Annotated in this window: 19 protein-coding genes and 1 tRNA gene; 9 read left to right on the top strand and 11 right to left on the bottom strand. The window is 71.1% G+C overall.

Translation table 11 applies throughout. The annotated features are described in order from the left end of the window. Positions 1–9: 9 nt before the first annotated feature. From ACQEVJ_RS07655 to ACQEVJ_RS07640, 4 genes are all read right to left on the bottom strand, one after another. A complete protein-coding gene (locus ACQEVJ_RS07655; RefSeq protein ID WP_139577124.1) occupies positions 10–795 on the bottom strand; it encodes a DeoR/GlpR family DNA-binding transcription regulator in 786 nt (261 codons plus the stop codon). Between the two features lie 134 nt (positions 796–929). Next, entirely contained in the window at positions 930–2,159 is a 1,230-nt protein-coding gene (locus tag ACQEVJ_RS07650) for a DUF2786 domain-containing protein (protein WP_433098574.1), read from the bottom strand. Beyond that, the gene (locus ACQEVJ_RS07645) at positions 2,156–2,353 is read right to left on the bottom strand and encodes a hypothetical protein (RefSeq protein WP_433098572.1); all 198 of its coding nucleotides are present in this window, start codon (positions 2,351–2,353) and stop codon (positions 2,156–2,158) included. Before ACQEVJ_RS07645 ends, ACQEVJ_RS07650 begins: the two co-directional genes overlap by 4 nt. Before the next feature lie 186 nt (positions 2,354–2,539). Then, complete coding sequence (locus ACQEVJ_RS07640) at positions 2,540–3,463, bottom strand: 2'-5' RNA ligase family protein (RefSeq protein WP_433098570.1); 924 nt, start codon at positions 3,461–3,463, stop codon at positions 2,540–2,542. Positions 3,464–3,638: 175 nt separating this feature from the next. On the opposite strand from ACQEVJ_RS07640, the gene ACQEVJ_RS07635 reads away from it, so the two are divergent. After that, on the top strand, positions 3,639–3,839 hold the full coding sequence (locus ACQEVJ_RS07635) for a hypothetical protein (protein ID WP_433098568.1): 201 nt from the start codon (positions 3,639–3,641) through the stop codon (positions 3,837–3,839). A 131-nt stretch (positions 3,840–3,970) separates the two neighbouring features. Further along, positions 3,971–5,122 carry an HNH endonuclease gene (locus tag ACQEVJ_RS07630; protein WP_433098566.1) on the top strand — a complete coding sequence of 384 codons (1,152 nt, stop codon included), beginning with the start codon at positions 3,971–3,973 and terminating at the stop codon, positions 5,120–5,122. Positions 5,123–5,167: 45 nt separating this feature from the next. On the opposite strand, the gene ACQEVJ_RS07625 is transcribed toward ACQEVJ_RS07630, so the two are convergent. Then, positions 5,168–5,241, bottom strand: a tRNA-Lys gene (locus ACQEVJ_RS07625). A 159-nt stretch (positions 5,242–5,400) separates the two neighbouring features. Between ACQEVJ_RS07625 and ACQEVJ_RS07620 the strand changes: the two genes are divergently transcribed. Next, a complete protein-coding gene (locus ACQEVJ_RS07620; RefSeq protein WP_433098564.1) occupies positions 5,401–5,763 on the top strand; it encodes a PRC-barrel domain containing protein in 363 nt (120 codons plus the stop codon). 113 nt (positions 5,764–5,876) lie between these two features. Here the strand turns inward: ACQEVJ_RS07620 and ACQEVJ_RS07615 are convergent, their stop codons facing one another. Next, complete coding sequence (locus ACQEVJ_RS07615; protein ID WP_433098562.1) at positions 5,877–6,473, bottom strand: hypothetical protein; 597 nt, start codon at positions 6,471–6,473, stop codon at positions 5,877–5,879. A gap of 55 nt (positions 6,474–6,528) precedes the next feature. On the opposite strand from ACQEVJ_RS07615, the gene ACQEVJ_RS07610 reads away from it, so the two are divergent. Next, positions 6,529–7,032: a DUF1360 domain-containing protein gene (locus ACQEVJ_RS07610; RefSeq protein WP_433098560.1), complete on the top strand. Its 504-nt coding sequence runs from the start codon at positions 6,529–6,531 to the stop codon at positions 7,030–7,032. A gap of 174 nt (positions 7,033–7,206) precedes the next feature. Further along, positions 7,207–7,698: a DUF6328 family protein gene (locus ACQEVJ_RS07605; RefSeq protein ID WP_433098558.1), complete on the top strand. Its 492-nt coding sequence runs from the start codon at positions 7,207–7,209 to the stop codon at positions 7,696–7,698. A gap of 49 nt (positions 7,699–7,747) precedes the next feature. Here the strand turns inward: ACQEVJ_RS07605 and ACQEVJ_RS07600 are convergent, their stop codons facing one another. After that, entirely contained in the window at positions 7,748–8,710 is a 963-nt protein-coding gene (locus tag ACQEVJ_RS07600) for a TIGR03557 family F420-dependent LLM class oxidoreductase (protein ID WP_433098556.1), read from the bottom strand. Positions 8,711–8,830: 120 nt separating this feature from the next. Here ACQEVJ_RS07600 and ACQEVJ_RS07595 point away from each other — a divergent pair, with 120 nt between their 5' ends. After that, positions 8,831–8,980, top strand: coding sequence for a GPGG-motif small membrane protein (locus ACQEVJ_RS07595; protein WP_162842196.1), 150 nt, complete (start codon positions 8,831–8,833; stop codon positions 8,978–8,980). Between the two features lie 88 nt (positions 8,981–9,068). On the opposite strand, the gene ACQEVJ_RS07590 is transcribed toward ACQEVJ_RS07595, so the two are convergent. After that, positions 9,069–9,797 carry a metallophosphoesterase family protein gene (locus ACQEVJ_RS07590; protein WP_433098554.1) on the bottom strand — a complete coding sequence of 243 codons (729 nt, stop codon included), beginning with the start codon at positions 9,795–9,797 and terminating at the stop codon, positions 9,069–9,071. Further along, on the bottom strand, positions 9,794–10,039 hold the full coding sequence (locus ACQEVJ_RS07585; protein WP_357217769.1) for a BON domain-containing protein: 246 nt from the start codon (positions 10,037–10,039) through the stop codon (positions 9,794–9,796). Before ACQEVJ_RS07585 ends, ACQEVJ_RS07590 begins: the two co-directional genes overlap by 4 nt. A 505-nt stretch (positions 10,040–10,544) precedes the next feature. On the opposite strand from ACQEVJ_RS07585, the gene ACQEVJ_RS07580 reads away from it, so the two are divergent. Then, a complete protein-coding gene (locus tag ACQEVJ_RS07580; protein ID WP_433098552.1) occupies positions 10,545–11,753 on the top strand; it encodes a glycosyltransferase in 1,209 nt (402 codons plus the stop codon). A gap of 25 nt (positions 11,754–11,778) precedes the next feature. Next, on the top strand, positions 11,779–12,702 hold the full coding sequence (locus tag ACQEVJ_RS07575; RefSeq protein WP_433098550.1) for a glycosyltransferase family 9 protein: 924 nt from the start codon (positions 11,779–11,781) through the stop codon (positions 12,700–12,702). Here the strand turns inward: ACQEVJ_RS07575 and ACQEVJ_RS07570 are convergent. After that, the gene (locus tag ACQEVJ_RS07570; protein WP_433098548.1) at positions 12,662–13,744 is read right to left on the bottom strand and encodes a DNA topoisomerase IB; all 1,083 of its coding nucleotides are present in this window, start codon (positions 13,742–13,744) and stop codon (positions 12,662–12,664) included. The two genes, ACQEVJ_RS07575 and ACQEVJ_RS07570, sit on opposite strands and share 41 nt — an antisense overlap. Continuing rightward, positions 13,741–14,790: a glycosyltransferase family 9 protein gene (locus ACQEVJ_RS07565; protein WP_433098546.1), complete on the bottom strand. Its 1,050-nt coding sequence runs from the start codon at positions 14,788–14,790 to the stop codon at positions 13,741–13,743. The genes ACQEVJ_RS07570 and ACQEVJ_RS07565 overlap by 4 nt, the downstream gene beginning before the upstream one ends. Positions 14,791–15,103: 313 nt before the next feature. On the opposite strand from ACQEVJ_RS07565, the gene rfaE2 reads away from it, so the two are divergent. After that, on the top strand, positions 15,104–16,549 hold the full coding sequence (rfaE2, locus tag ACQEVJ_RS07560) for a D-glycero-beta-D-manno-heptose 1-phosphate adenylyltransferase (protein ID WP_433098544.1): 1,446 nt from the start codon (positions 15,104–15,106) through the stop codon (positions 16,547–16,549). The last annotated feature ends 8 nt before the right edge of the window (positions 16,550–16,557 follow it).

Raw genomic sequence — 16,557 nt, 5'->3', positions numbered from 1 at the left:
GGTGGCCTCTCAGGCGCGCACGACCTTGACACCCGCGTCGGCGAAGGGCGCCGTCTGCTCCTCGGTCGCCGCGCTGTCGGTGACGAGGATGTCGATCTGGTTCACCGGGCAGATCCGCGCGAACGCCCGCCTGCCGAGCTTCGAGCTGTCCGCCACGATGACGACCTGCTGCGCGCGGGAGGCCATGATCTGGTTGACCGCCGCCTCTCCCTCGTTGTGGGCGCTCGCGCCGTGTTCCAGGTGCAGGGCGTCGACCCCCAGGATCGCCAGGTCCAGAGCGACGCGCTCCAGCATGCCGGCGGCGATCGGCCCGATCAGCTCGTACGACTGGGGCCGGGCCGAACCGCCCGTGGTGACGACATGGATCTGCGGGCGGAGCACCAGCTCGTTGGCGATGTTCAGGGCGTTGGTCACCACGGTGACCACCGGGCCCCGCTGGTCGGTGTTCAGGTCGGGGCGCGTGGCCAGCGCCCGGCCGACCTCCGTCAAGGTCGTGCCGCCGTTCAGGCCGACGGTGGCGCCTGCGGGGACCATGGCGGCCGCCGCCGCTCCGATCCGCTGCTTCTCCGGGGCGTGCCTGGCGACCTTGTAACGCAGGGGCAGGTCATAGGTGACGCTGTGCGCCGACGCCCCGCCACGCGTGCGGGTGAGGAGCTGCTGGGAGGCCAGCTCGTCGAAGTCCCGCCGCACCGTGGCGGGCGACACGCCGAGGTGCTCGGCGGTCTCCTCCACGTCGAGGTGTCCACGCTCGGCGAGCAGCTCCAACAAGGTGTTCCACCGCTCGTATCTGCTCACGGCCACTCCTTGCTCACACCGCTCCCTGCGCGACCCATCATGCCCGGTCCGGGAGACTCCGGGACCCCAGGTGCGCCTTGGGCCAGTCCGCCTTCCCCCTCCGTCCCCGTGGCCCCCGCGGTCTCACGCCGTCGTCACGGTCGACCATCGCCGGATCGACGGCCTCCCTCCGCGATCTTCCCGCGTACGTCGAGGACGGCGCGGTCGGCGGCGGCCCGGCCGGAGATCCAGCCCTCCCGGTTGCTGACCGCGCCCGCGCCGACCATGGTCAGCGTCGGGAAGATCTCCTCGACCTTCGCCTCGACGGCCCGTTCCCGGGCCGCCAGCACCGGCAGCAGGTCGCGCCCGGCATCGGCGGCGGCCTCCCGCACCGCCTCTCCCGCCGCTTCCCGCAGCCGCTCGCCGATCCGCTGGGCGTACGCCGCCAGGAACGACTGCCGGAACGACCGCGTGCGGGAACGGCCGGAGCCGTCCCGGTGGGATCCGGCCAGCCTCACCGCGGTCGTGGCCTGCACCAGCAGGGAGGTGAACAGCACCTCCACCGCGGCCAGGTCCGCCGGGAACCCGAGCACGGTGGCGAACCCGAAATGCCTGCTCCACACCGAGCGGCAGCGGTTGGCCGAGGCGATGACGTCCAGCAGCATCGCCTTCGGGCCCTCGTAGGGCGCGTCGACACCCAGCCGGCGCCCCTCCGGCCGGCCGGCTCCTCCCGGGCCGGGCGCCCGGGCGGCCAGCAGCGCTGCGTCGATGCTGTGCCGGGCCATCAGCGCCTGGGCCGCGGCGGTGAACGTCTCGGCCTCCGCCTCGAACTCGGTCGACTCGGCCTTGGCCAGCAGGGCCCGCACCCGGGCGAGCATCCGCTCGTCGACGGCGCGGCCGCCGCGGACGCCGGGCGTACGGCGGGCCGTTCCCGGCACGGGGCACAGCCGCTCCAGCGGCGGCAGCGTGGCCAGCAGATGGATCGCCCGAAGCGCGCAGGCGACCATCCCGATGCGGTCGCCGTCCTCACGGAGGTACTCCTCGTCGCGGCCCCACCACACCGTCGCGCCGATGGCCGCGAGCTGGTCGAGCCAGCGGTCGTCCACGGTCGCCGCGGCGTACGCGCGCATTTCGGCCGCGACGGCGTCGGTCACGAGGCGGACGTGCCGGGCCTCCAGCCGCCGGCCCACCAGCCGGACGACGTCGGCAGGCTGCCAGCCGCCGTGCCAGGCGAGCCTCACATGCCGGTTCAGCGCGTCCAGCAGGGCGCGGTCCACGACCTGGCGCAGCCCCTGCCCCTGCGCGAGGACCTTCACGCATCGCCGGAACTCGGTCTCGTCGCGGCGGCGCCGCGCCTCCAGCGCTGCGGACAGCAGTCCGGTCACCAGTTCCTCGGCCGCCTGGCCAGAAGCGCCGGACGACGACCAGGGGAAGCTCCAGGCGGCTCCGCCCGGCGGCCCGAGGCTCCACCGCCGTCGCGCGCCCTCCCGCTCACCACCGCCACGCCCGCCGGCACGATCCCCCTGCGCACCTCCAGCACGACCCCCTTGCGCACCTCCAGCACGATCCCCCTGCGCACCTCCGGCGCGATTCCTTCGCGCGCCTCCGGCACGACCGCGCCGGTTAGTCCCGCTCATCCGCTCGGCCTCCCCCGATCGACGCCTCCGGGGATCCTCGACGGGCCGCCCGGTCGGTCGTGCGAGCGATTCTGTCAGCCCCGCCCGCCGGTGCCGTGACGTTATCCACAGGCGGGCGGGAGTGGCCGTCAGGCGGGACCGAGCAGGCGGAAGCGTTCGGCTACCACCAGCGTGTCGTCGTCGACAACCGGTGATCCGCCCAGCACGGCGGCCATCTCCGGGCCGGTCCAGAAGCGCTCGTGCGCGGCCCGCCACTGGGCGACGGTGTCGTACCCCTCGCCCTCGTCGCGGGCGAACGCCTCGTCGATCTCCCGGATCCGCACCACCCGCACCTGCGTCGTCTCCAGCAGCGACACTCGCCGCCCGGCCGAGTCGATCAGCGCCGTCCACCGGCCGGCGACCGGGAGGGGGTCGCCGCAGTGCTCGTAGTCCGCCAGGAGGCCCGCGGTGGCCGTCTTGTCCCCGCTGAGGATCGCCGCCACCAGGCGATCACGCAGGGGCCCGGGGAAGGCGAACTCGGCCACCGGCGGCTCCCCCAGAGGAAAGAAGCCCTCCGCTCTCCAGCTCTCGCCGTCGAAGACCCGCAGCGTCACGCCGCTGACGAGCGTCGTCACGGGCAGCCCGGACGCCAGGTCCGCCGCGACCCCGCCGTCGACCTCGCCGCCGAGGCCCTCCGCGACCGTGAGGTGCGGCACGACGTCGCCGAACCCGCCCCCGTACGGCGGCGCCTCCGGCCAACGGCCCGCCACCGCCTCGGTGAGCTCCCGCAGCGGGCCGTCCGGTTCTGGTGCGAGGTAGAGCACTCCCGGGAAGCGGCCGACGCCCCCGAACACGACCTCGAACGGCCGCCGCGCCGCGAACAACTCCCGCAGCGCGGCGAGCACGCCGTCGTCGAGGCGTTCTCGCGGGAGGAAGGGATACAGGACGGTGACGTGCGCGGGCATGCCGTACGCCGCGGAGGAGTCGTAGCGTTCCCGCAGGCCCCGGACCAGGGGCTCGGCCGAGGGGACCTCCACCACCAGGGCGGTCTCACCGATCTCGAAGGGTGCCATGACCGACATCCTCCCTCCGGAAGGTCACGCATGTGACCGGATGCCGCTGCGGTGAGTCACGTACCGCTCTGGGCATTTACATGGAGGATTCAGCCAGATTAAATCTTTATTTCCAGATACAGAGTGATCTGGGCCACATTGGTGCCGTGCCTGATCGTACGAGGAGTGGTGCCCCATGGTGTTCTCGCTGGCGAAGCGGGTGGTCTTCGCTCTCGGCCGGGGATTCGTGCGGCTGGGACGATACTGGGCCGCCCAGTTCGGCATCGCCTACGCGCTGACCTGGGCTCCCGACGCGCCCCACCTCGAACGCGAGGAGGAGGAGACCGAGCACTGGGACTGGTCGATCCCCTACCACTGGTACGAGACCTCCCGCTGACGTCCGCGGCGCGGCAACACGCTCTCCGTCCGTGGTGACGGAGGAGGAGGAACCGTCCTCCTTGCGGGCTGCCCGCCGGTGTCGCGAATTCCCGGCGATCAAGCGTCCACCTCGGCGCATACCATGACCAGATGGGCTTATCCGATCTTCGCCGGGACATGGTGCTGGCCGCCATCGAGGAGTTCGACAGGCTCGGCCGGGAGGAATTTCTCGAGAAGTACGGCTATCGCGAAGCACGGGGCTACTTCCTCATCCACCAGGGCCGGCGATACGACTCCAAAGCCATCGCCGGAGTCGCACACCGCGATGTGGCCGGCCACCCGCTGCGCGCCTCGGAATTCTCGGGAGGAGCAGCCACGGTCGCCCGAGCCCTGGCCGACTTGGGTTTCACGGTGACCACACCGGAAGACCCTTCCACCAAGAGTCCCATCGAGGCCCTGCTCGGCAAGATCATGAACCTGGAGACGGCCAAGTCGCCGCAGACCAAGCGCCCAAAGCGGCACCAGCCACTCACACTGCTCTGGGCACTCGGCCGGGCGGCAAGGGCCGAACCCAGGCTTGTCTCCTGGGAGACGGCCCGTGCCGAAATCGGCTCGCTCATTTCCACCTTCGGCCTCGTCGATGACGCGCCGAACCCCGAGTACCCCGTCCTCAAACTCACCCACTTCGGCCTGTGGGAAATTCCAGGACATCCGGTTCCGCCCGCCGCCAGCGGTGGCGAGCCACTCCGCTGGATGCGCCGTCATCAGCCGCTTTCCGGGCCACGCGACTGGGTCTATGACCTGGTCGCGAAGGACGACTCCGTCCGCTCTCGCGTCGCGGCCTTCCTGCTGTCCGAATACATCCATGACGTCGACCAGAACGCCCTCCTCGCCCGCGTGGGTCTGCAGGCGGCGTCCGTCGGGCGCCGATCGGCCACGGTCGAACGGATCGTGCGGGACACCGCACTGTCACGGCTGGTGAAGACGCTGCACGATCACAGGTGCCAGATCTGCGGGATTCGGCTGATGCTCCCCACTGGTCCCTACGCCGAGGGGTGCCACATCCGCCCTCTCGGGGAACCGCACAACGGCCCCGATGAACTCGGCAACATGCTCTGCCTCTGCCCTAACCATCACACGCTCTTCGACGCTGGAGCCCTCGCCGTCCGGGACGATCTCGTCGTGGTGAACCGGTCGACAGGCGAGCGGGTCGGAGTGCTGTCCATGGTCGCCGAGCACACCATCGACCCTCGCCATGTGGCCTACCACCGGGAGGCGGTCGCGGGAGGAGAAGCCGGTTGAAACGCCGCAGGGCGCTCACCTCAAATGGTGAACGCCCTGCCTGTGTGCGCCGCCAGGGACTCGAACCCCGGACCCGCTGATTAAGAGTCAGCTGCTCTAACCAACTGAGCTAGCGGCGCCCGCACCCACAAGAGTAGCGGCATCCGGAGGTGTTCCGCGCCACCGGCGCGCTCACCGCAGGAAAACGGGCGACCAGATCATGTCCTGCCCTTACGTGTCCGGGATGTTCCCCTTCTCGCCTTCGGGTACGTGGAGTGACGACGAAGGGAGTGCACATCATGACACCGGATCTCTGGTCGTATTCCGACACCGTGTCGGGCATGGGACAGAAGATGGACATCGCCGGATACGACGTGCAGGCCGTGGACGGGAAGATCGGTTCTGTGGACGAGGCCACCTACGAGGCCGGCCAGAGCTACATCGTCGTGGACACGGGCCCGTGGATCTTCGGCAAGAAGGTCATGCTCCCCGCGAGTGTGGTGACGAGGATCGACTTCCAGGATCGCAAGATCTTCGTCAGCCGCACCAAACAGGAGATCAAGAACGCGCCGGAGTTCGACGAGTCGGCGATGAGCGACCCGGGCTATCGGGACCGTGTCGGGGAGTACTACGGGCGCTTCCCCCGCACCTCGTCCATGTGAGTGACATGTAGAGGGGGGCCGCGCCATCACGGCGCGGCCCCCCTCTACGCCGGCGAGCCGGCGAGCCGGACCCCCGGCCCCTCCTCCGCATGGACCGGGATGACAGTGCGGCGTTAGGGCCAGGTGCTGTCCGGCCGAGTTGTCGTAGGGGCGATGATGCGCAGCCGCTCCAGGAGCGTGACGAACGTCGAGGCGTACGGCGACGGCGCGGCGACCGAGGCGACCCGGTCCCAGTCCACCTGCTCCCGCATGGCGCGAACCATGGGCAGCAGCGAGCCGTAGTCGCAGGCGTGCTCGGACAGCGGCAGTATCCAGGAGATCACAAGGTCGGTGGCTTCGAGGACGGGCAGACTCAGCGCGGCGGTGTTGATCAGCTCGGCCCGGCCGATCATGGTCTCGGTCACGGGCCTGTCGGCCAGCGAGAAGATCAGGTCGACGAGTACACCTTCCTCGTCGAACGCCTTGACCAGCCAGTCCTCCGGTGGTTTCGCGGTCCGGAAACCCAGACTCTCCAGGGTTTTCAGCGCGAGCGGGACGTCTTCCTCGACCAGGGCGAAGTCGACGTCATGCAGTGATGGCGCGGCGCCCCTCGCATAGCCGGCGCAGCCTCCGGCCAGGGCGAAGCGCACCCCGGCCTCCTTGAGGCCGGCCCCGGCGCGCTTGAGCGTGTCAAGAATCGCGTCGGTGACTTCGTGACTGTGACTACCCACTCACGTCGCTTGCCCAGCCATGTTCGCCGCAAACAATCCCGGGTAGAGCGCGCTCATGACCGAGACCCTCCAGGAGATCAAGCGCGAGTACGAGGGGGAGGACAACCGTCCGCTGGCCTCGTACACACGGGTTCTCGCGGTGTACGGCGGGGCCGTCACGGTGCTGCTCGCCGCGGCGAAACTGACGGGCCGCAGGGGCCCCGAGAAGATCAAAGTGATGGACCTCATGCTCATGGGCCTGTTCACGCACCGGCTCTCGCGGACGCTCGCGAAGGACCCGGTCACCAGCCCCATTCGCGCCCCCTTCACTCGGTACGAGGGGGTCGCCGGCCCGGCAGAGCTCAAGGAGAAGATCCGCGGTCACGGGGTGCAGCACGCGGTGGGCGAGCTGCTGACCTGCCCGTTCTGCCTGTCCCAGTGGGTCGCGACGGGATACGCGGCGGGCACGGTGTTCTTTCCCCGGCTGACCCGGCTGGCCGGAGCCACCATGGCGGCCGTGGCGATCTCCGACTGGCTCCAGCTCGCCTACTCGCGCCTGATGAAGAAGGCCGAGGAATGAGCGAGCGGATCAATAAGCACAGCGCGCTGCGCGAGGTGCTGGTCTGCGCGCCTTCGGCGCGACGCTACCCCGAGCCGCCAGGCGAGGGGGTGGCATGAGCGAGCGGAGCGAGCGAATCAGGGGACACAGCGCGATTCGCGAATGCGACCCCGAGCCGCCAGGCGAGGGGGTGGCATGAGCGAGGTGCTCGAACCTCTGGAGAACACCGACGAAAACCCGAAGGAGCGTGCCGACCGCGAGCTCGGCGAGCTGCTGCAGGGGCTCCGGGTGGCCGCGACGGGCGTGCAGGTGCTGTTCGCGTTCCTGCTGACGCTGCCGTTCTCCTCCGGTTTCGGCAAGATCGACACAACCGGGAACTGGTTGTTCTACCTGGCGGTCGTCAGCGCGGCGGTCGCGTCGATCTGCACGATCGCCCCGGCGACCCAGCACCGGATCCTGTTCCGTTCCGGGCTCAAGGAGTTGCTGCTGCGCCGGGCCAACCGGCTGGGCGTGGCCGGCGGGCTGGCCCTGGCGGTGGCCATGACCTGCTCCACCGCCCTGGTCCTGGACGCGCTGACCAGCCCCGGGCCCGCCGCGCTGGTCGGCGCGGGCGTGGCGCTGCTGTGCGCCTGGCTGTGGTTCGTCCAGCCGCTCCTGTCGCTGCGCCTGGTCAAGAACGAGCACTAGAAATCCGAGAGCGCGACCTGCCCGCGGTCGCGCTCTCGTGTACGTCGCGTCAGCTCCGCTCCCGCAGGCTCGGCAGGATCCGCGTCGCGTAGAACTCGAAGAACCCCTCCTGCCCCTTGCCGATCTGGGAGATGTAGACCTCGTCGAAACCGGCGTCCACGTACGCGCGGATCGCGCTCAGGTGCGCCTCCGGAGAGGGTCCGCAGGGCGTCGACTGGGTGGCGGCCTCCTCCGTGACGAGCTGCGAGAGCTGCTCGAAGTGCCGCGGCAGCGGCAGGAGCTGGGCGGCCTCTCCCGGGATCCCCTGGTTGGGCCAGAGCCGGTGGACGGTCCTGCGCGCCTCGGCCTCGTCGTCCGCCCAGCACACCTTCAGCCCGGCCGCGCACGGCTTGCCCTCGCCGCCCGCCTTGTGGAACGCCTCGACCATGTCGGCGGCGGGCGCGGTGTGGATGTAGCCGTCGCCGAGCCTGCCGGCGAGCTCGACGGACTTGGGCCCGAAGCCCGAGATGTAGATCGGCGGGGGCCCGTCGGGCAGCGAGTACAGCCGGGCCGTGTCCACCTCGTAGAACTCGCCCTGGTACGTCACCAGCTCGCCGGTCCACAACTCCCTGATGACGTCGAGGGCCTCCTCCAGCATGCGCTGGCGCTCCTCGGCCGGGGGCCACTGGTCGCCCAGGATGTGCTCGTTCAGCGCCTCGCCGGTGCCGACGCCCAGGCGGAATCTGCCGTCCAGCAGGATCTGGGCGGTCGCCGCGGCCTGGGCGATGATCGCCGGATGGACGCGGATGATGGGACAGGTGACCGCCGTGGTCACCGGCAGCGACGTGGCCTGCGAGATGGCTCCGATGACGGACCACACGAACGAGCTCTCGCCCTGCTCGTCCAGCCACGGGTGAAAGTGGTCGGAGATCCACAACGCCTCGAAGCCGGCTTCCTCGGCGAGTTTCGCCTGACGTACCAGCTCTTTGGGGTCATGCTCCTCGCTGGACAGAAAATATCCGAAAGTGGTCATGTATCACGACATGCCCGAATACTGTCAAGCAAACGTAACAATGGGTGCTTCAGGAGCAAATTCAATCGGGGCCAGGACTGGATGATGTTACGAGGCCCTTTGCAGGGGCAGTGGAGGGCCATGGCTACTCTGCTTTGGATCATCGCCGTGGTACTGGTCATCTCCGGGATCTACGTCATCCTGGCCCGTCGGGACATCCTCTGGGGGATCGTCCTCATCGTCCTCGGGTTCCTCGTCGGCCCCGGGGGCGTCAGCATCTTCAATCCCTAGCCACAGCCTCGCCCACACTGCTCGCGGACAACGGGACGGCGGCCGGCCGAAGAGGCCGGTCGCCGTCCCACAATGAAAACACGGCGAATCAGCAATGGTCGCCGTTCAGGCAGTAAACGGTGTAGGCGTGCTTGATGACCGGAAGGGCGACATTCCGCACCCGGATGCCACCGGGGGTGACGCCCTTTTCCGTACCCGCGTGCGCGTGACCATGAATGAAGAGATCCGCGCCCTCGGCGTCGGCCGCCTCCGCCAGCATGTAGCTGCCGAGGAACGGATAGATTTCCGGCGGCTCGCCCATCAGCGTGTCCTTCACCGGCGAGTAATGGCTGAGCACGATCTTGTGGTCGGCGTCCAGCTCCTTGAGCGCCCGCCGCCATCGCTCGGCGATCTCCTTCGTGTGCCGGACGAACGCCTTGGTCTCCGGCTCCCCGAACTCGCTGGCGCACTTCCCGGCGAAACCGCCGCCGAAGCCCTTGCCGCCGGCGACTCCGAGCCGTACGCCGTCGATGGGGACGACCGTGCCCTCGTCGTCGAGGACGGTGATGCCGGCGTCACGGAGGAGCTCGATGATCTCCTCGTTGTGGTCGGAGTGGTAGTCGTGGTTGCCCAGCACGGCGACGACGGGGATGGGCAGGCCGCTGAGCTCCTCGGCGACCACCCGGCCCTCGGGGATCGTGCCGTGCCTGGTCAGATCGCCTCCCACGAGCAGCACGTCCGCACGGCGCTCGATGCCCTCGATCTTCTTGCGATAGTGGCCGCGCAGGTCCTCGCCCAGATGGATGTCCGCGACGGCGGCGATCCGCAGCTCCCTCACAGATGCTCCTCCTCTCCCGGCTCCCGCACCTCCACCAAGGTGATCTCGTTGTGCACCCGCAGACCCGGAGCCGCCTCCCGGGCGACGTTCTCGATCTGGTGCCGCCGCTCGTCACAGGAGACCTGCCCGCGCAGGTAGACCTCCTCTCCTCGCACATCCACCCGAATGCCCAGCTCGGTGGTCCGTTCGTCCTCCGCGAGAGCCCGCTGCACGCGGGCCGCGACATAGTGCGGCGTCTCCATCTCTTCCCCTCGTGTCCCCCTCGGTTCCGTATGGCTAGCGCTGCCCGGCCCTTTCCGAGCGAAACCACTGGTTTGACGGGCGCGAGGGTGGATATGGTTATTGGTATTCCTGGTGCCTAAGACGCAGGTACCTCCTTGGCGTGAGCATGCCGTGACGGAGGAGCGTCTTGGGAATGTGTGACCGGACTTCACCCCGCCCTGAGCGAGGCATCGCAGGCACCGGCTGCACCGCTTTCCGCACCTCTTCCACGGGCACCCCCTCCTCCCGCCCCCATGTCGCGGGCCGCGCGCCCGCCCTCCACCGTCCCGCCACGGCCCGCCATGCGTGCGCCGCCGTCGTCGCGGGCCGTTCCGCCCCGGGGAACCGTCGTGGCCGCTTCCGCGCCGACGGCTCCCACGCACCGCGACCGGCCGCCGCCCCCGCCCCGATCGCCGGGCCTGCTCACCTGGACTCCCTGACCCCCGAGCCGGGTATTCGCCACTGCCGCTCTTGGAGGAACCCCCAGTGAAGATCGCCATGGTCTCGGAGCACGCCAGCCCGCTCGCCACCCTCGGCGGTGTCGACGCCGGCGGCCAGAACGTGCACGTCGCCGCCCTCGCCAGGGAGCTCGCCCACGCCGGGCACGAGGTCACCGTCTACACCCGCAAGGACCGCGAGGACCTGCCGGAAAACGTCGCCTTCGGCCCGGGTGTGAACGTCGTCCACGTTCCCGCGGGCCCCGCCTCCGAGATCCCCAAGGACGAGATCCTTCCCTGGGTCCCCCACTTCGGGAAGTGGCTGCACGACCGGTGGCTGTTCGACCGCCCGGACGTCGTGCACAGCCACTTCTGGATGAGCGGGCTGGCCGCGCTCGCCGCGGCGGAGCGGCTGCGCATCCCGGTCGTCCACACCTTCCACGCGCTCGGCAGCGTCAAGCGGCACCACCAGGGCCCGGCCGACACCAGCCCGCGGGAGCGCATCGAGGCCGAGGCCGACATCGGACGGCGCGTCGACGGCATCATCGCGACCTGCAACGACGAGGTCGACGAGCTGATCCGCATGCGGGTGCCGCGCCGCGCGACCCGGGTCGTCCCCTGCGGAGTGGACGTCACCACCTTCCACCCCCACGTCGAACCGCTGGAGCGGCCGGAGCGCCCTCGCCTGCTGTCGGTCGGCCGGCTCGTGCCGCGCAAGGGCCTGGAGACCACCATCAGGGCGCTGCAGTACCTGCGGGAGGCCGAACTCGTCATCGCGGGCGGTCCCCCGGCGGCCGAGTTGCACCACGACCCCGAGGTCACCCGGCTGCGCTGGCTCGCGACCCAGGCGGGTGTCTCCGACCGGGTCCGCTTCCTCGGCAGGGTCGAGCGCGACACGCTGCCCTCGCTGATGCGCTCGTCCGCCGCCGTCGTGTCCGTGCCCTGGTACGAGCCGTTCGGGATGGTGGCGCTCGAGGCGATGGCCTGCGGCGTCCCGGTCGTCGCCTCGGCCGTAGGCGGCCAGAAGGAGACGGTGGTCAACAACGTGACCGGCCTTCTCGTGCCGCCCCGCAAGCCCGCCGTGCTGGCCAGGGCGCTGCGCAAGCTGCTCGACGACCGGGTGCGGCGCACGGCGTACGGCATCGCGGGGGCCGACCGGGCCCGTGCGAGGTACGCCTGGAGCCGCATCGCCAACGAGACTCTGGCCGCCTACGACCGGGTCCTGTCCGCCCGGGAACTGGAAAGGAGCGCCTCTTGATCCTGCCGACCCCTGGGATGAGCCGGTGACGTCGACGGCCCTCGTGCTGCGCTCGGACGGCATCGGGGGCCTGCTCACCGTGGTGCCCGCGCTGCGCGCCCTGCGCCGCCACGGGCTGCGCGTCGTTCTGGCCTGCCCGCCGGAGCTCAGCGAACTCGCCGCGCTCACCGGCGCGGTGGATCGGATCCTGCCCGCGTACGGGCTCGCGCCGCTGTCGTGGCCCGGGCCCGGTGAGGAGGACGCCGATCACCCGCCCCTCCTGCCGGACCTCGCCGTCAACCTGCACGGCCGCGGGCCGCGCAGCCATCGGATCCTGCTGGATCTGCGCTACCGGGGCGAGGGGACGAGGCGCCTGTGGGCGTACGCCAACCCGGACGTCCCCTGGATCAGGGGACCGTGGTGGGACCCTGGCGAGCACGAGGTGCTGCGGTGGTGCCGGCTGCTCCAGTGGCACGGCGTGCCGGCCGACCCGGAGGACTCCGCGCTGCCCACTCCCCTGACCGCGAGCCCCGCGCCGGGGGCCGTCGTGATCCACCCCGGCGCGGGCGGCGCGTCGCTGCGCTGGCCCGCCGACCGGTTCGCCGAGGTGGCCCGCATGCTGACGGGCGAGGGCCTGCCCGTCGTGATCACCGGCAGCTCGCGGGAGCGGCCGATGGCCCTGCTCGTGGCGACCCGGGCGGTGCTGCCGCCGCAGATCGTGCTCGCGGGCCGCACCTCGCTCAGGGAGCTGTGCGCGCTGATCGCCGGGGCCCGGCTGGTCATCAGCGGCGACGTCGCGATGACCCGGCTCGCCGCGTCCTATCGGACGCCCTCGGTGCTCGTGTCGACGACGGACGGGCGGCACCCGATCCTGCGCGAGGTGGACGGCGCCGACCACCTGGACGCCGCGGTCCCGGCCGCGCAGGTGGTCAACGCCGCCGTGCGGGCGCTCGGCACAGGAGTTCGATGACGGCCTCCTCGACCGGTCCGTGGGTGGCGAGCCGGCCCTCTCCGGTGTCCTCACCCAGCCGTTCGAGGGGGATCGTCCGTCCCTTCTCGTACATCGCGACGACGCGCGGGTCCACGTAGGAGGCGCGGCACACCGACGGCGTGTTGCCCAGGTATTCCGACACCTCCTTCATCACCCGGGAGACCGCCCGCTTGCGCCCCGCGCCGCTGCGTACGGGGCGGGAGACGGCGAGCCCGACCGCCGCCAGGACCGTGGCGTGCCAGGTGCGGAAGTCCTTGGCCGAGACGTCGGTGCCGAACGTCTCCTTCAGGTAGGCGTTGATGTCGGCGCTCCGCACGTCCACCCAGCCGTCGTCGGCGCGGTAGCGCAGCAGCTCGCCCCGGCGCCCCTTCGACAGCTCCGCCAGCACCTCGCACACGTCGGCGTCGGCCAGCACCTGCTCCCGCTCCTTGCGGCCCTTGGCCAGGTAGCGGCACACGACCTTGCCGTCGCCGCACTTCACGTGCGAGGTCTTCAGCGTGGCCAGGCCGTAGGAGTCGGTGTACTCCTCCCCGCCGACGCGGAAGAAGCCGATGTCGAGCATGCGCGCGGCGGTGGCCAGCACACGCTCGCGGCTCAGCTCGTCGCCGTGCAGGTCGCGCGCGACCCGCTCGCGGAACGCGGGGAGCCGCTGGGCGATCTCCAGCACGTGGTCGAACTTGGCCTCGTCCTGCTGCCTGCGCCACTCCTCGTGGTAGCGGTACTGCCGCCGGCCCGCCGAGTCGGTGCCCACGGCCTGGAGGTGGCCGTTCGGATGGGCGCAGATCCACACGTCGGTCCAGGCCGGCGGGATCGCGAGGGACTTGATCCGGCGCAGGGTGGCGCGGTCCTTCACGGGCCGGCCGGAGGCCCAGGTGTAGCTGAACCCGCGCCCGCGGCGCCTGCGCCGGATGCCCGGCTCGCCGGGATCGCTCGGCCGCAGTTCGACGGGCGGGATCTCGAAGACCTTCGCCTTTTCCGCGAGAGCCTTCTCCGCGAGGGCCTTTTCCCCGACGGTGCTCACCGCAGCAGGTCCCACGCCTGTTCGAGCACGTCGTCCGCGCTCACGTCGCCCACCCACGAGACGTCGCGGTGGTCGCACTCGCGCATGCCCTCGGACCCGGCGGGGAGCCCGCAGACCGGGCAGCCCGATGTCCAGGAGATCAGCGGCCGCTGGTGACCCCTGCTCAGCGGACCCCAGTTGATCATGTTGCCGCACCAGTAGATCCCCACGGTGGGCGTGCCGGTCGCCGCCGCCAGGTGGCGCGGCCCGGTGTCGTTGGAGACGAGCAGGTCGCAGGCGGCGTACAGCGCGGTGAGCCCGCCGAGGGACAGCTCTCCGACGACGGCCCTCGCCGGGGTCTGCATCTGCGCGACGACCTTCTCGACGACCTCCCGCTCCTCCTCGACGCCGGTCACCACCACAGGCCGTCCGAGGCGGTCGGCGACCTCGGCGAAGCGTTCCGGCGGCCATCTCCTGCGCCGGTCCCCCGCGCCCGGGTGGATCGCCACCAGTCCCCGGGGCACCTTGCCGAGCGTGCGGTTCAACTCGGCCCAGTCCTCCCTGACGACCGCGATCCTCGGCTCGATCTCGTTGGTGGCCGCGCCGAGCAACCCCGCCACCTCCAGGTAGCGGAGGGTTTCGTGCTGGTAGTGCACGTACGGCACCCAGCGGTCGAGCGGCGCGGCGTCGGGGGTGCGCAGACCGGCCGTCACCCGCGCCCCGAGACGGCGGATGAACGGATTGGAGTTGCGCCCGCCGCCGTGCATCTGGACGGCCAGGTCGAACCTGCGCTGCCGCAGGTCCTCGTACAGCTCCTCGGGGGCGGCGGGTCCGTCGGGCGGGGAGGAGACGCCGGAGATGGGCGGCAACGCCACCACCTCGTCCACCGGACCAGGGCGATCGCGCAGGAACCGCGCGTGCCATTCGCGCCCGAGCAGGGTGATCTTCGCGGCGGGGTATGCCCGGCTGAGCGCCCCGATGGCGGGCAGTGCCAGCAGCAGGTCGCCGAGGGCGTTGGCCCTCAGCACGGCGATCCTCTCGACTCCTTCGACGAGCAGCGCGCTCATGCCACCCCCTCGCCTGGCGGCTCGGGGTCGCGTCGTGCCGGAGGCGCGCAGATCAGCACCTCGCGAATCGCACTGTGCTCACCGATTCGCTCGCTCATGGGCACAAGCCGCCCGGCGGACGGACGGCCGCCCGCTTCGTCCCATCGCCCATCGGACACCCCCCATTCGTCCGGCCCGCCGGCTGACCCCCGGCGGAGCGCTCGTGTGGAGCGACGTCTGATCCCGGTTACCCCGGTGCGGCGGTCCCAAACCGGGGGGCCGGGTCTGTCGTGCCTGTTGTTTCCCCTGCGTCTGCGGGGGTAGCCGCCGAAGTATGACGGAAGAGACGCTCAACCGTTTCGGTGAAGTCACAGCCGTCGTCGTCGGGGACGTGATGCTCGACTCGTGGCTGCGGGGCCGCACGAAGCGCATGGCACAGGAGGCCCCGGTGCCGGTGGTGACCGTCGAGCAGATCGAGGACCAGCCGGGCGGCGCCGCCAACACGGCCGTGAACCTGGCCGCCCTGGGCGCACGGGTCCACATGGTGGGAATCACGGGCGCCGACCCCGCCGGGGCGACGCTCAACGCGACCCTGGGGCGGCTCGACATCGAGGGCCTGGTCATCGTGCGGAGCTGGCGGACCTCGGTCAAGCGCCGGGTGCTGACCGACGGCCAGATCGTGGCGCGGTACGACGAGGAGGACGGCGCGCCGCTGCCGGAGGCGGCCGAGCGCGAGCTCATCGAGCAGATCACCCGGCTCGCGGCGGACGCGGACGTCGTCATCGCCTGCGACTACGGCGGCGGGGTGTGCACCCCGGACGTCCGCCGGGTGCTGTGCGACCTGAGCATCGACCGGAGCGAGGGTTCGCGCGGCGGGCCGATCCTCGTGGTGGACGCCCACGACGTGGCCGCCTGGCGGGACTGCCGGCCGACGGCCGTGCTGCCCAACTACGCCGAGGTGCGACGGCTGCTGGGCGAGGGGGACGACCACGACCGGGTCGCGTTCCTGTCCGCGCGGTCGGAGGACCTCATCGAGGCCACCGGCGCCGACCTCGTCGTCACCACGCTGGACGGCGAGGGCACGCTGCTGCACCGGCGCGGCAGGGAGCCGCACCGCACGTACGCGACCCCCGCGCCCGACACGATGAGCATCGGCGCGGGCGACACCTTCACGGCGGCGTTCGCGCTCGCCCTGGCGGCCGGCGCGGAGCCCGAGCGCGCCGCCGACATCGGCCAGGCGGCGGCGAGCGTGGTGGTGCGCCGCCAGGGGACGGCCGCCTGCTCCCACGAGGACCTGCTGCAGGCGCTGCGTCCCGACACCGCGCTGCCGCCCGAGCGGCTGGCGGCGTGCCTGGAGCGCGACCGCGCCGAGGGCAGGCGGATCGTCTTCACCAACGGCTGCTTCGACGTGCTGCACCGCGGCCACGTCGCCTGCCTGGAGGAGGCCGCCCGGCTCGGCGACGTACTGGTCGTCGCGGTCAACAGCGACGACGGCGTAGCCCGGCTGAAGGGGCCGGAACGCCCGATCAACCGGTGCGAGGACCGGGTGGCGGTGCTCGCGGCGCTGGGCTGCGTGGACTACATCACCGTCTTCGACGAGGACAGCCCGACCGAGCTGCTGCGGCTCGTCCGGCCGGACGTGTACGTCAAGGGCGGCGACTACCACCCCGACCTGCTGCCCGAGGCGGAGCTGGTCAGGGAGCTGGGCGGGGAGGTACGGGTGCTCGGTTACGTCCCGGACCGCTCCACCACGGCGATAGTGAACCGAATTCGAGGGTAGAGGGGCCT

Origin of the sequence: Microbispora sp. CA-102843 (assembly GCF_050936215.1) — a bacterium.
Taxonomy (GTDB): Bacteria; Actinomycetota; Actinomycetes; order Streptosporangiales; family Streptosporangiaceae; genus Microbispora.
The sequence above is the reverse complement of the archived record's forward strand: the minus strand, read 5'-3'. Positions and strand labels throughout refer to the sequence as shown.

Excerpts from the sequence above, each read along its gene's own strand:
- rfaE2 (WP_433098544.1), top strand. The coding sequence starts at position 15,104 with ATGACGGAAGAGACGCTCAACCGTTTCGGTGAAGTCACAGCCGTCGTC.
- ACQEVJ_RS07595 (WP_162842196.1), top strand. The coding sequence starts at position 8,831 with ATGGCTACTCTGCTTTGGATCATCGCCGTGGTACTGGTCATCTCCGGG.
- ACQEVJ_RS07620 (WP_433098564.1), top strand. The coding sequence starts at position 5,401 with ATGACACCGGATCTCTGGTCGTATTCCGACACCGTGTCGGGCATGGGA.
- ACQEVJ_RS07630 (WP_433098566.1), top strand. The coding sequence starts at position 3,971 with ATGGGCTTATCCGATCTTCGCCGGGACATGGTGCTGGCCGCCATCGAG.
- ACQEVJ_RS07635 (WP_433098568.1), top strand. The coding sequence starts at position 3,639 with ATGGTGTTCTCGCTGGCGAAGCGGGTGGTCTTCGCTCTCGGCCGGGGA.
- ACQEVJ_RS07585 (WP_357217769.1), bottom strand. The coding sequence starts at position 10,039 with ATGGAGACGCCGCACTATGTCGCGGCCCGCGTGCAGCGGGCTCTCGCG.
- ACQEVJ_RS07600 (WP_433098556.1), bottom strand. The coding sequence starts at position 8,710 with ATGACCACTTTCGGATATTTTCTGTCCAGCGAGGAGCATGACCCCAAA.
- ACQEVJ_RS07605 (WP_433098558.1), top strand. The coding sequence starts at position 7,207 with ATGAGCGAGGTGCTCGAACCTCTGGAGAACACCGACGAAAACCCGAAG.
- ACQEVJ_RS07610 (WP_433098560.1), top strand. The coding sequence starts at position 6,529 with ATGACCGAGACCCTCCAGGAGATCAAGCGCGAGTACGAGGGGGAGGAC.
- ACQEVJ_RS07565 (WP_433098546.1), bottom strand. The coding sequence starts at position 14,790 with ATGAGCGCGCTGCTCGTCGAAGGAGTCGAGAGGATCGCCGTGCTGAGG.
- ACQEVJ_RS07640 (WP_433098570.1), bottom strand. The coding sequence starts at position 3,463 with ATGGCACCCTTCGAGATCGGTGAGACCGCCCTGGTGGTGGAGGTCCCC.